Annotated in this window: 14 protein-coding genes; 10 read left to right on the top strand and 4 right to left on the bottom strand. The window is 60.4% G+C overall.

Features of this window, described 5'->3' with window-relative positions; genetic code table 11:
• Positions 1-68: 68 nt before the first annotated feature.
• The 4 genes from NW826_RS00660 (at position 69) to rpaB (ending at position 3391) form a co-directional block, all read left to right on the top strand.
• On the top strand, positions 69-533 hold the full coding sequence (locus NW826_RS00660) for a redox protein (protein WP_414335063.1): 465 nt from the start codon (positions 69-71) through the stop codon (positions 531-533).
• A gap of 125 nt (positions 534-658) precedes the next feature.
• Positions 659-1354 (top strand): deoxyribose-phosphate aldolase, encoded by a 696-nt coding sequence (gene deoC, locus NW826_RS00655; RefSeq protein WP_414348914.1) that lies wholly within the window; start codon positions 659-661, stop codon positions 1352-1354.
• A complete protein-coding gene (gene recO / locus NW826_RS00650) occupies positions 1351-2157 on the top strand; it encodes a DNA repair protein RecO (protein WP_414335056.1) in 807 nt (268 codons plus the stop codon). Before deoC ends, recO begins: the two co-directional genes overlap by 4 nt.
• A 505-nt stretch (positions 2158-2662) precedes the next feature.
• Positions 2663-3391, top strand: a complete 729-nt coding sequence (gene rpaB, locus NW826_RS00645) for a response regulator transcription factor RpaB (RefSeq protein WP_414335055.1) — start codon at positions 2663-2665, stop codon at positions 3389-3391.
• Here the strand turns inward: rpaB and NW826_RS00640 are convergent.
• The 3 genes from NW826_RS00640 to NW826_RS00630 form a co-directional block, all read right to left on the bottom strand.
• Positions 3376-5175, bottom strand: a complete 1800-nt coding sequence (locus tag NW826_RS00640) for a tetratricopeptide repeat protein (protein WP_414509181.1) — start codon at positions 5173-5175, stop codon at positions 3376-3378. The genes rpaB and NW826_RS00640 overlap by 16 nt on opposite strands.
• 168 nt (positions 5176-5343) lie before the next feature.
• Positions 5344-5544, bottom strand: a complete 201-nt coding sequence (locus tag NW826_RS00635) for a DUF2811 domain-containing protein (protein ID WP_011430239.1) — start codon at positions 5542-5544, stop codon at positions 5344-5346.
• Positions 5545-6155: 611 nt separating this feature from the next.
• Positions 6156-6830, bottom strand: a complete 675-nt coding sequence (locus tag NW826_RS00630) for a RibD family protein (RefSeq protein ID WP_414335053.1) — start codon at positions 6828-6830, stop codon at positions 6156-6158.
• Positions 6831-6919: 89 nt separating this feature from the next.
• Between NW826_RS00630 and NW826_RS00625 the strand changes: the two genes are divergently transcribed.
• The 3 genes from NW826_RS00625 (at position 6920) to clpS (ending at position 9759) form a co-directional block, all read left to right on the top strand.
• Entirely contained in the window at positions 6920-7321 is a 402-nt protein-coding gene (locus tag NW826_RS00625) for a hypothetical protein (protein ID WP_414336584.1), read from the top strand.
• Positions 7322-7454: 133 nt separating this feature from the next.
• Positions 7455-9233 (top strand): hypothetical protein, encoded by a 1779-nt coding sequence (locus tag NW826_RS00620; protein WP_414509180.1) that lies wholly within the window; start codon positions 7455-7457, stop codon positions 9231-9233.
• A 220-nt stretch (positions 9234-9453) separates the two neighbouring features.
• Positions 9454-9759 (top strand): ATP-dependent Clp protease adapter ClpS, encoded by a 306-nt coding sequence (clpS, locus tag NW826_RS00615; RefSeq protein WP_414509199.1) that lies wholly within the window; start codon positions 9454-9456, stop codon positions 9757-9759.
• Here the strand turns inward: clpS and cobT are convergent.
• Positions 9708-10835 (bottom strand): nicotinate mononucleotide-dependent phosphoribosyltransferase CobT, encoded by a 1128-nt coding sequence (gene cobT, locus NW826_RS00610; RefSeq protein ID WP_414509198.1) that lies wholly within the window; start codon positions 10833-10835, stop codon positions 9708-9710. The two genes, clpS and cobT, sit on opposite strands and share 52 nt — an antisense overlap.
• 156 nt (positions 10836-10991) lie before the next feature.
• Here cobT and NW826_RS00605 point away from each other — a divergent pair, with 156 nt between their 5' ends.
• The 3 genes from NW826_RS00605 to NW826_RS00595 are packed head-to-tail and all read left to right on the top strand — an operon-like array spanning position 10992 to position 12294.
• Positions 10992-11315 carry a DUF1825 family protein gene (locus tag NW826_RS00605; RefSeq protein WP_414335060.1) on the top strand — a complete coding sequence of 108 codons (324 nt, stop codon included), beginning with the start codon at positions 10992-10994 and terminating at the stop codon, positions 11313-11315.
• A gap of 29 nt (positions 11316-11344) precedes the next feature.
• Entirely contained in the window at positions 11345-11794 is a 450-nt protein-coding gene (locus NW826_RS00600; RefSeq protein WP_414336590.1) for a Fur family transcriptional regulator, read from the top strand.
• A complete protein-coding gene (locus tag NW826_RS00595) occupies positions 11791-12294 on the top strand; it encodes an AbrB family transcriptional regulator (protein ID WP_414335049.1) in 504 nt (167 codons plus the stop codon). The genes NW826_RS00600 and NW826_RS00595 overlap by 4 nt, the downstream gene beginning before the upstream one ends.
• Positions 12295-12364 lie beyond the last annotated feature (70 nt).

Raw genomic sequence — 12364 nt, 5'->3', positions numbered from 1 at the left:
CAGCACGAAACAGTGTGAAAACCTGTTTTTCTCTCTGTCGTTGGTCAGGTGTTCCCATGGCGAGCTCCATGTTTGCCCTGCTGCCTTTTCATCAATTTCGAGATACCCCCGGCGTACGTTTTTTCGACATCACAGTTGCCCAATCCAACGCCCGCGACTTGGTTTATCATGATGGGCCGGCCATCAGTCCCCCCGACAATCCTCAAGGCTATTGGCAGTTTTACATGCATCCCCACCAAGAGGACAACTTGTTGGCTCTGTGGGGCGGGCGGACGTTTTATTTGGTGAATTTTAGCTGGCGGGATCCCTTCCACATTGTGCGCTTGGAAGCCAATCGAGGTATTTTGCGCATTCCCCCCGGCACTTTCCACCGTTCCATCTCCGATCCGCAGGGATCCATCGTTTTGAACCAGGCGGTGCGCGACGAAAAAGCCATCTTGGAAAAAGAATTTCGCATCTACGACAGCAGCCGTATTCCCCGATTGCTGCAGGTGACCTCGGCGCCCGCACCTTTGCCCCGCATTTGTGCCTAGCACGCGGCAGGTCAATCAAGGCTGGCGATCGGGCGGTGGTACACCGATAAGGCTCGGCCATCCTTGCGGCTCCCTGCGGGCGAAAACTGGGGCTAAAGTAGAGAAGGGTGCTGGGGGCTCGACCCATGCTTTCTCTGGAGCGGAAGGGCGCGGCGGATAGCTCGATCAATTTGGCGGAGTACATCGACCACACGCTGCTGTTGCCGATGGTGACCCCAGAACAGATCGAGCAGGGGTGCGCAATTGCCTTGCGCTACTGTTTTCCCACTTTTTGCGTTCCACCTTGTTACGTGCCGCGGGTGGTGGAGCGGCTGCATGGATCCCCGGTCAAGGTAAGCACGGTGGTGGGGTTTCCCTTGGGCACCACCACTGCGGAGGCTAAGCTCTATGAGGCTCAACTGGCGGTGGAGCAGGGGTGCCGGGAGCTGGATGTCCGCATCAACTTGGCCTGGCTCAAGGCGGGGGAGCTGGATCGCCTCCATGCCGAGATTGCCCAACTGGTGGAAGAAACGGGGGTTTGCGTCAAGGCCATTTTGGAAACGGCCCTCTTGACCGAGGCAGAGAAAAAGCTGGCCGGGGAGATTTGCATCGATGCGGGGGCAGCTTTTTTGATGACCTCCACCGGCTGGATGGGCGGGGCGACGCCGGCAGATGTGCAACTGTTGTGGCAGCTCAGCCGGGGTAAAGTGGGGGTGAAAGCTTCGGGCGGCATTCGCACGCTGGCTCAAGCAGAGGCCATGATCCAAGCAGGGGCCAGCCGCATCGGCACCTCTTGGGGGCTGGAGCTGATGCAAGAGCTGCAAGCCAGAGGAACCGCATGAGTGGGCGCACCTATCGGGTGACGGGCATCAACCTAAAGGGGATCCCACTGGGCGAGTCGGATCGGATCATAACCATCTTGACCCGCGAGCAAGGCTTGATCCGCGCGGTGGCCAAGGGATCCCGTAAGCAGCCTTCCAAGTGGGGAGGACGAATGGAGCCCTTTGTCATCAACGAGCTGCTGATCGCGCGGGGGCGCTGGTCTGCCCAGACGGAGGCCTGCCAACGTCTGCAGCGCATTGTCCAGGTGGAAACTCTCCAGACTTTTCCTCGTCTTGGCCGCAGCTTGGCCCATCTCACGGCGGCCCAGTACCTGGCGGAGGTGGCCTTGCTACTGGCCTTGCCCGACCAAGCCCAGGAAGAGCTGTTTGTGGTGTTGGTGGAACACTTGCAACGCATCGAACGGGCCGCTTCGGAGCGGGCCGTTTTGCCTTTGCTCATCCATGGGCTGTATCACCTCCTGGCGTTGGCAGGGTTCGCTCCCCAGGTGCAAGCCTGTCACTTCTGCGGGGGGGGGTTGGTCGATAACGTTTTTTTCAGCCCGCAATTGGGCGGCTTGGTCTGCGATCCTTGCCGGGTGGCGCAGCGGCCCAGCCCAATTGTCTGGGTCTCCAGTTCCGTCCTGCAAGCTTTGGGATCCCTGCCCAGTCCAACTTTGCCCCTGGCCGAAGATTCGCTGCCCTTGGCGGCTTGGCTGGAGGCAGAACGTCTGTTGCGGCGCGTTTTGGAGCATCACGCCGACCGCGAAATCCGTTCCGCTGGCCTGCTGGACAGTTGCTATACTCTTCCCACTGCCAACGGCTAGGGAGTGGCGGCAGCCACTTTTTCTGCCGAATAGCCATTCGAGTCATTCCGACCCAGCGCAGCCCTTGTCGCAACCTGAAGAAGTTGTGAAGGTATGTATCAAGTTGGGCTAAATTGCCGCAGAATAGAGCGTCAAGGTGGGGTAGCAGCCGTTTCTGGATGATAAATTAGGGAGTAGAAAGTAACTTCTTACGAAGGTTTCTCAGGTTTGGCAGGGGTCAACCGCAAGGGTTTGTCAGGGGGCCACGCCTGTGCTGCTGGACAAAGTTTAGAACTTTAAGATCGAGTCCGGTGGCCAAAGAGCCTGCTGTTCTGTGTCTGTTTCCCAGGGCTGCATCCTTGAGGTGCGGCTTTGGCCGCCAACAGACGAGGAGTTGGGGGGTCTGAAATTCCCTGGGCAAACCCATCCATTCCAGATCGGCCCCATTGCATCTGCTCACCCCAATTTAGCGCTTGCCTCAATTTTTCTAATCTTTTTTATTGAGAAGTTCAGGAGTTGCGGCACCGTGGAAGCACAGCGTAAGGAACGGATTCTGGTGGTCGACGACGAGGCTAGCATTCGACGCATTTTGGAAACCCGTCTGTCCATGATCGGGTACGACGTGGTTACGGCTTCGGATGGCGAGGAGGCGCTGGAGGTTTTCCACAAGCAGGATCCCGACCTGGTGGTGCTGGATGTGATGATGCCAAAGCTGGATGGCTATGGAGTTTGCCAGGAGTTGCGCAAGGAATCCGACATTCCGATCATCATGCTGACGGCGTTGGGGGATGTGGCCGACCGCATCACGGGGTTGGAGCTGGGGGCAGACGACTATGTGGTCAAGCCCTTTTCGCCCAAGGAACTGGAAGCCCGCATTCGCTCGGTGCTGCGACGGGTGGCGCGGGCAAGCCACGAGGGGATCCCCAGTTCTGGAGTGATTCAGGTGGGGGATATCCGCATCGATACCAACAAGCGGCAGGTCTATAAACGGGACGAGCGCATCCGCCTGACCGGGATGGAGTTCAGTCTGCTGGAGCTGTTGGTCAGCCGCTCGGGGGAGCCGTTTTCCCGCTCCGAGATTTTGCAGGAGGTGTGGGGCTATACCCCGGAGCGCCATGTGGATACGCGGGTGGTGGATGTCCACATTTCGCGGCTGCGGGCCAAGCTGGAAGATGACCCCAGCAATCCAGAGCTGATCCTGACGGCCCGCGGCACCGGCTATTTGTTTCAGCGCATCGTTCAGGGCGAGGAATAGGTGGGGTTTTGAGAAGGGATCCCTGACAGCGTCTCTTCGAGGGCGACCCGCACCTGCCGCAACACGCCAACCCAGTCTCCTGGTGTGTTTTGCCGAAACAGGCGCATTGTCTCAGGGTACCAGGGGCTGTCTTGCCGCTGGAGGAGCCAGCGCCAATCGGCGGCAAAGGGCAACAGCACCCACACCGGCTTGCCCATCGCGCCGGCCAAATGAGCAACGGCTGTATCGACGCTGATCACCAGATCCAACTGGGCAACGGCTGCGGCTGTATCGACAAAATGGCGAAAACGGGATCCCAACTCCATCACCTGGTGCTGTTCCAGGAGGGATCCCACTGGGCTTAGATCTTCCCCCACCTGTAGGCTGACCCACTGGATGGCGGACGTTGGCAATTCCCGGAGCAGCAAGTCCAAAGGACAACTTTTCAGCCTTTGCACGCGGTTTAGCTCAGGGTTGGCGCGGCGGCCACTGGCCCATACCAGTCCCACCTTCAGTTTTCGCGGGGGAAGCTCTGGCCAATCTTCCGGCCAGGCCGAGCTCCCATCGGGACAGGTCAGATAGGGGATGCGGGCGGGAATTGTCTCCAGCGTGGTGCCCAGGCGGTGGGGCAGGCTGAGCAAGGGCAGGTGCTGGTCGAAAGAGGGCAAGGGATCCCTCTCCGAGATAACCTGTACCTGGGGGAAGGCGGCTTGCACCAGCTCGACGAGGGATCCCTGACAGCGGAAGAAAATTTGGGCTGCAGGATGGGCGGCGGCCAAGAGCGGCAGGTAGCGCACAAACTGAATCGTGTCCCCCAGCCCTTGTTCGGCGTAGATCAGCAGCGTCTGCTGGCCCAGAGGGGATCCCGGCCACAGGGGCGAGAGGAAGCGCGGATAGGCTGCCCCTTGTCGCTGCAGCCGCCATTCGTACTCCCGCCACCCCTCCTCATAGCGGCCCAGGGTGAGCAAGGCCGTGCCCAGGTTGTAATGGATCTCCGGCCAGTCGGGGGCCAACTGCAGGCCGCGTCGATAAGCCTCAATAGCGGCCTCGAGTTGGTTTTGCTCTTGCAGGACGGTGCCCAGGTTGTTGTGGGGCTGCGCCTCCTCCGGCAGCAGCGGGATGGCCTGTCGCAGACAGTCGGCGGCCTCCTCTAGGCGGTCTTGTAGGTGCAGGCAGTGGCCGAGGTTGACGAGAATCCGCCCCTCCTGCGGCGCCAGGGCAAGAGCGCGGCGAAACCAGGCTTCCGCTTCCCCAAGCTGGTTGTCGAACAGGAGGGCGTTCCCCAAAGTCGCCAAAGCATAAACTTGGGGAGGCTGGGCTGCTGCGGCCTGGCGCAGCACCGCAATCGCCTGCTCCCGTTTCCCCAAAGCCAGCCAACAACTGCCCAACCGCAAGAGCAGTTGCCCATCGGCAGGAGCAAAAGCCAGGCCCTGTTCATAGGCGTGCGCCGCTTCCTCTGGGTTGCCGAGCTGCATCCAGGCATCGCCCAGCTCCTGCCAGGCTGGCACCCAGTCCCTTCTCAGATGCAAAGCCAATTGCAGGGGGGTCAGGGCTTGGCAGGGATCCCCCATCTGCAGATAGAGGGACCCCAGCAACGCCTGGGCGGCGAACAGGTGGGGATGGGCCCGGGTAAGCTGCCGGCAGAGGTGCAGTGCCGTCTCCAGATCCCCTGCTTGTCGGTGGCGCTCGGCCAGCGCCAGGGTCGCCTCTGGGGAAGGGCAGGGGGGTAGAGCGGAGCCTCGTCCTAGGCCCTTTGGCCCAGCCGTCTGCCGGTCGCTTTTTCCTCGCCCGAAGCCCTGTGGCACGGTTTTTCCCTTGGTGGATCCCTTTTTACCCTTCCCGCCGGCATGCGGCAACAGCGGGACATCTTCCTACTCAGGTTAACAGTTCAGGTTAGTAGGACGTTCTTGACAGAGTGTTCCTAACCCCCCGCCCATGCATCGGGCCATCCTCGGGGCTTGCCTTCCGAGGGCTCAGTTGCGGCGAAACAGGCTGTCTAAGTAAATACGGGCGGCGCGCCGATCTGTGTCTCCGCTCTGGAGCAGGAATAGCGAGAGTGCCGCCGTCACCACCCGATCTTGATCCCAGTCGGGGTGACGAGAGAGGTAGTTTTTGAGAGTGTCGTGTAGCTCCTCGGGAATTTCGCTCAAAATGCTGACGGTGGGAGAATCCATAGCCCAACCACCTACTCGGGGTTAACAGTGAAACCAAGAAAACCTAGGGATCCGGCCAAAACCGGGCCTGCCTAGAAGGGAATCGCAAACAAACCAACCCAGCTCTCTAACTTGGGTATGCCGGGGGCCGCATCAGCCCCGTCAAAAGCAAGACAGTCTGTAGAAGTTTGCCCCTAGCCCGTCCGGCAGCGGCCAGAGGATACCGGGCTGCCCCTTGGCCTTGTCTCAGGCAGGAGAAGGGATAGAGTTCTTGGGCAAAGGGTTCTTTGCCTCTGAGGAGAGCTGCCAGGAAAATCTCCCCCTCACCTCAGGTGCGGCTATTCTGCCCTCTGCCCCATGGGGGCTGTCAATCCTGGGCAGCGGCTCCAAGTTTGTTAAAGTCCGCCGCTGGTTTTGATGCCATCGGCAAAAACGGCGCGATCCCGTTACATTCCTAAAGGTGTATCCGCCTGAACTTTCCAGTTTGGACTTTTCCACAGAAACCCTCGCTGCCGTTTCCTGTGGCAAGGAGTCTGTGGAAAACAGCCCGCCCGCCTGTGGAAAGTCTGGGGAAAACCTGTGGATTTCTGAGAAATCTAAATTTGTCCAAAAATTTTTTCTCGCGAGCCCCCTCAGGGCCACTCGACCCGGTAGCGCAAAAACAGCTCCTTAGAGCCACGGTGGCACTCCAGCAGCTCCAGCTGGGGCGGGGATCCCTGCAGTTGCCAGCCCTCGATGCTAGCCGGGGCATCGGCATACCCACTCAGCAACACCGGCGCCAGGGTTACCCACAGCTCATCCAAGCTCCCTGCCTGCAAAAACGCCCCCAAAAGCCGCCCCCCGCCCAGCAACCCCACCCGTTCAATGCCCAAACTGCGCAGGCGGGCCAGCCGTGCCGGCAGATCCCAATCGGCAGCCACCCAGATATCTGCAAAGCCGGTGCGGTTCTCCCAAATCCGGGATCCCTGGGGAGTGGTCCACAGCCAACGGGTGAGGGGCTGCCGAAAAAACGGCAAATCCTCAGGAATATCCCCGCTGCCGGAGCAGATGATCGTCAGAGGCTGAGGAGAGAGGCCCTGCTGGAGTCGGCGTTGGATGAGCTCGGGATCCCGGAGGCGAAGGCTGGTGCCGTAGGCCCGCAGCGTGGCCGCCCCCATAATCAAAGCCTGTTGCCGGGCAGCTTGGTTTTCCAGGTGCCGATAGTCTTCGGCGCTGGCGAAGTGGGGCCTTTGCCCGCGGTGAGCTGCCAGCTTGCCATCCAGACTTTGGGCCAAGATGGCCACCACATGGGGACGAGCCGTTTTCAAAGGCAAATCGGGAGCAATCGGCCAGAATAGAGTTAACAGGGGTCACCCCCTTGCCGCTTTGGTTTTGGGGTCACCTACGCGGGACAAGGATGCTCGGGACATTCCAATCTTCCACCATCCGCATCGAAGTCGAGGCCAGTGCATCGACGATACAGCGCTGCTTGACCGAGGTGGAGTTGTTGCAGCAGTGGATCTGGCCACAGCAATTGCAGGGATCCCTGCCCGCCAGGCTGGAGCCGGGCAGCACCTTTGCCGTCCAATGGGGCCCCCTCTCGATCCCGCACCAAGTGGAAACCCTGCTGCCGGAACGGCTGCGCCTGCTGATGTGGGGCGGAGCCGATGGCTACTGTGATTGGCGGTGGGGGAACGGCTGGGTGCAGTTGCGGGTAGAAGCCGTTTCTCTCTTGCCCTTGGGCTTGGGACAATTGCTGATGCTGCGCCGGCTTCAGCAGTTTGCTCAGAGCCGGGAACAACGGCCTCTTGCAGCTTAAAGATGGACATTCCTGCAACATCCGTGGATCCCTGGCTTGACAAAATGCATCACAGTTGTACTCCCTTACCTTTCTAAGAATTTTCCGACATGATAGCTGTAGTTAAGCTTACTCCTCATGTCCGAGAGGCCCCATGAATCCGTTGACCAGCTCCAGCCCAGCCGCTATTGAGCGGGAGAAGTTCGAGATCCGCTTGGGGGAAGCCCTCAACAAAGCGGGGTTGCTCACCCCCGCCCAGTTGGCTCAGGCCATGTGGGAAAAGGCGGACAGCCCCCTGATGTTGGGGGAGCTGTGTATGCAGCACGGCTGGGTTGCCCCGCAAGATCTCTATCCTTTGATCCCGGTCGAGTTGGTGCGCATCGGCGAGATCCTGGTGCTGCACGGCTACCTGGAGCTGGAGCACGTGTATCAAGCTCTGCTTCAGCAAAAGCACCACCCCGAGCGCAAGTTGGGGGAGATCCTGGTGCAGCAGGGCTGGGTGCAACCCCACTGGTTGGAGTGGGCCCTCGACAAGCAGCAGCAGCTACGGCGACGGCGAGGAGCTGCCAACAGTTGGGAAGTGATGGTGGAGCAGTGGTCCACCATTCCGGATCAGCCTCCCCTCTACGCTTCGCCGCTGCAGACAGCGCAGCAGGTTCACAAAGCTACCGCGCAATACAAAGCCCAACTGGAGCGCTACCAAGAGCAGGTTGCCGCCCTAGAGGCGCAACTGGAGCAGGAGCGACAGCACCAGCAAGCTACAGCCGAGCAGTTGCGGCAGCAGATTGCTAACTACCAGGCCCAGCAGCAGCGAATGGCCGAGTTGGAAGCCCAACTGGCCGCCCAGATTCAGCAGGGATCCGAGCAACACAGGGCTGCCCAGCAGCGCATTCAAGAGTTGGAGGAGCAGCTCCAAGCCCAGCAAGATCGGGGATCCGCGCAAGTCCAGGCCCTGGCCAAACAGTTGCAAGCTTCCCAAGCCGAGCTGGAGACCTTACGTCGCCGCTGCCACGAGCTGACAGAATGGCAATCCCAGGCCAAACCCAAGCTGCAAGAGCTGGGATCCCGGCTGCAGCAGCACCAGCAAACGGAAGCCCACCTGCGCCAGACGCTGGAGCAGAAGGAAGCCCAACTGGCCACCCTGAGCCAATCGTTGCAGGAGCACCAGCACCAACTCCAACTGGCTCAATCGACGAAAACTCGCCTCATCGCCGACCTGGCCCACGCTCGCCAAGAAGCCGCCGAGACCATCCACCGGCTGCAGATGCAACTGCAGGAAACTCAAGCCCGACTCCAAGAAACCCAAGCCCAGCTCCAACAGGCCCAAGAGCAGGTGCGTCAGCTCCAAGCCCAACTGCAAGCAGTTCAGACACAGCCAGCCCCTCCCCCTGCCACCGTACCTACGGCCCAGCAACAAGTCCCGCCGCAGGCCATCTCAACGCCGACTGTAGCCGCAAGAGCAGCAGAAGGGGAATTACCGCCCCAAGGGTATTTGGGAGAAGAGGACTTGGAAGCGCTGCAGCGGGCCACCCCTTGGGTGCAGCGGATCTTGACCCAATTGCGGGCAGCCGGCCTCCTCGACAATGCTGGCATCGAAGCCGTCATCCATGCCTGGGAAACAGAGGGCGGCACCTTCACGGATGTGCTGACCCACCACAGCGGCCTCAAGCCAGAGACGGTCAAGTTTTTCAGCGAAGACGGCTACTCTGTGTACCTAGCAGGTGGACGGCATGTAGCCGACTACCTTAAGGCTTCGGGGCTGGTCAGCGCCGTCCAAATCGAACAGATTCAGAAGCACCTGCCGCCGGGGGGATCCCTGTGTCAGGCGCTTGTCGAAGCCGGGATCCTGTCGCAAGCCACCGCCCTCTACTTTGAGCGCCACTTCGGCGGCAAAAAGCCCCGCCGCTCCCTGCGGGAAGAGCTGATGTTGTGAGAGTGGGTCGGGAATCCGCACCTCTTTCCCATCTCTTGCACCGGCAAGGAATCCGAGGGCAAACATGGGCTGCCTGCAGACCCCATGCGTCCACTGAAGTTAACTAGACTAGGAACTAGAATAGACTCAGAATCAACAGCGGCCTATTTTTGGCTGTTGAGAAAGCTGAATCAAATCTGAGGCATTAAAGTTACGGGATGTTGTCTTGAGTTCTGCTGCTATGACCACGGAAGCTCCCACTCGACTGGCTCAGCAGTCGTCTCCGTCGAGAACCGGGGTTCGTCAGCCCTACCCCCACTTCAAGGTGATCGTCTTGGATGACGATTTCAACACCTTTCAGCACGTTACCGAATGCCTGCTCAAGTACATCCCCGGCATGACCCTGCCCTTGGCGCGACAACTAACCGTGCAGGTGGATGCCGAAGGGCAAGCGGTCGTCTGGGTCGGCCCGCAAGAGCAAGCGGAGCTCTACCATCAACAGTTGCTGCGGGAGGGCCTGACGATGGCCCCCCTGGAGCCGGCCTGAAGCACAAGTTGCTCGTAGCTGCGCTCAACAGCGGCCAACAGCTCTGCCTGGCCCCAGCCGGCATATAGGCTGCTGGAAATGGCCAGCCCACCCGCCCCCACCCCCTCCTTGACATAGCCCCGCTCGTAAGCCTGTAAGGGGGCGTAGCGGCTCTGGGCAAAGCTCAGTTGGGTAGCCAAAAGGGGGGCAGTTCCTAGCAACTCGGCCAAGGCCACCGTATTGCCGGAGGGATCCTCGGCCACCCAGCGGGTGGTGCCTACCACTACGTTCTCTGGGGGCCAAGGGATCCCTTGCTCTTCCCCCCAGCGCCGCATCAGGGCCAGCACCGCCAGCATCTGGGTGCCGCCCGCCAGCAGCACCGGCCCCCGCTGGGCTGCCGCCATCGCCAGCCCGGCCACAAAGGGCTGCATCGGATCCCCCACAGCGGCCACCACCTCTGGCGCTGTAGCGTTGGGCGAGAGATGGGCCAGACCTTGCCGCGCCAAGGCCAGCTTTTGGGCGTGGTTACAGACCGGGTGGCTGCTGTTGACCATGCCCTCTGCTTGCCAGCCCAGCCCCAGCAACACCGCCAGTGCCGTGGTGGTGCCCCCTGCCACACATTCGCCGATGACGCAGTAGCTCGACTCCAGCCGGGATCCCCGCTCGTACCCCTCCTGCCACAGGGATCCCACCTGTTCCAGAGATAAAGCCTGCCCTGTGCTCAAGCAGCGGGCCATCCCCCTGGCGCTTACCGTTTCTGCCCCCGGCAGCGGCTCCGGCAAACCACAGTCGAACACGCGACAGGGGATCCCCAACTCCCTCAGGACGGCGCGGCTGATCACCACCGGTGAAGGATAGCCATCGGGAGAGGTGGGTAAGCGGTGAGAATAGCCCCCCAGCAGCACCTCTCCATCGGCAAGGGCCGTGTAGCGCCGCAAGGAGGGCGTGGCGCCAGCAGCAGAGATGCCCGGCACAAGAGCCGTTTCCGTAAACCCCAGGCAGGCCAAAAACAGCGGTCGGGATCCCTGCACCCGTTGGCACCACTGCCGGGCTAAAGCCGGCTGCGTGTAAGCCTTCACACCAGGAAAGGGGAACATAGCAGAGAGCGGGGCAGACAGGCCCAAACTCCATTCTCCACCCAAGCGAAGGGCGGGATCCCGTACTGGCCGGAAAACGGCAGGGACTGCGCCCCCCAGCCCGATCGGATAGGATAGGTATACCCAATACAGTTTATGCAGAGCAAACCGAAGGCCATGAGTTTTTTCGACTCGGAGATCGTCCAAGAAGAAGCCAAGCAACTGTTTCAGGACTTCCAAAACCTGATGCGACTTGGCGAGCGCTACGGCCAATTCGACCGGGAAGGCAAAAAAATCTTCATTGAGCGAATGGAAGAATTGCTGGAGCGCCAGCGCATTTTCATGAAGCGGCTGGAGCTCTCCGACGACTTTATGGCTCAGATGACCATCAAACAACTGCAAACCCAGCTTGGGGGATTTGGGCTCTCCCTAACCCAAATGTTCGACCAGATGCACCAGACCCTAGAGCGCATGAAAGCCGAGGCAGACTCTGAGCGTTGACCCCAAAGAATGACCCAGACAAAAGGATCATGTCTTCTTCCCGCCAGACCCGCAACCAGAAATTAATTCTGGAGCTGCTAGAGCAGCGCTCGCAGCCCCTTTCGGCGCAAGAGATCTTTTTGGAGTTACGCAATGCCAACCACACGGTGGGTCTGGCCACGGTTTACCGAGTTTTGGATGCTCTGCGCAATGAGGGCAAGCTGCAGGCGGTCAACTTGGGGGATCAGCAAACCTACTATCAGGTTCTGCCCAGCAACGGCCACAACCGCCATCACCTGATCTGCACCGAATGTCGGCGGGTGGTGCCTCTGCCGGATTGCCCGGTGGAAGATCTGGAGGAGCAGCTTGCCAGCCGCTACCAATTTGTGATCGAGTACCATGTGCTGGACTTCTACGGCATTTGCGCCGAATGTCGTGGAAAAGGTGGGCCAAGCCCTGCTTTGCAGAGATCCCCTTGCCGCGAGGCCAAGCCGCAATGATGAACTATCTCTGGACGGTGTTGATCGGGTTGGCAGGTGCCCTGATTGCAGTCAAGCTGAGGCTGCCGGCAGGAGCCTTGGTGGGCTCGATGGTAGCAGTGGGTTTGGTCAATGTTTGGGGGGCGATCCCGATCCCCACTCCCCCAGCCGGGATCCGCTTTGTCATGCAGGTGGTGCTGGGCATCCTTTTGGGCAGCAAGCTCACTGCTGAGACCTTCTTTGCCCTGAAGGATCTGTGGCGACCAGCCCTGCTCTGTACGGTGATTGCGGTGGGCACGGGAGTTTTGTCGGGGTATTTGATCTCCCGTTGGTTGGGCATCGAGCGCCTCACGGCCATCTTGGGCACGGCGCCAGGGGGCATTTCCGATATGAGCTTGATTGCCCTGGACATGGGAGCCCAAACCAGCACAGTGGTGGTCATGCATCTGGCCCGCCTGATCAGCGTCATCGTGGTCGTCCCCTGGGTGGTACGGCTGCTGATCCAGCCGGGCACCAGCTAGGCAAGCCCCTAGAGCTGCAGCAGGGGGTGGGTTAGACTAAGGAGCGATACAGAACTTAACAACCGAACCT

This window comes from Synechococcus sp. OH20 (assembly GCF_047502685.1).
In the GTDB taxonomy this organism is placed as follows: Bacteria; Cyanobacteriota; Cyanobacteriia; order Thermostichales; family Thermostichaceae; genus Thermostichus.
The sequence above is the reverse complement of the archived record's forward strand: the minus strand, read 5'-3'. Positions and strand labels throughout refer to the sequence as shown.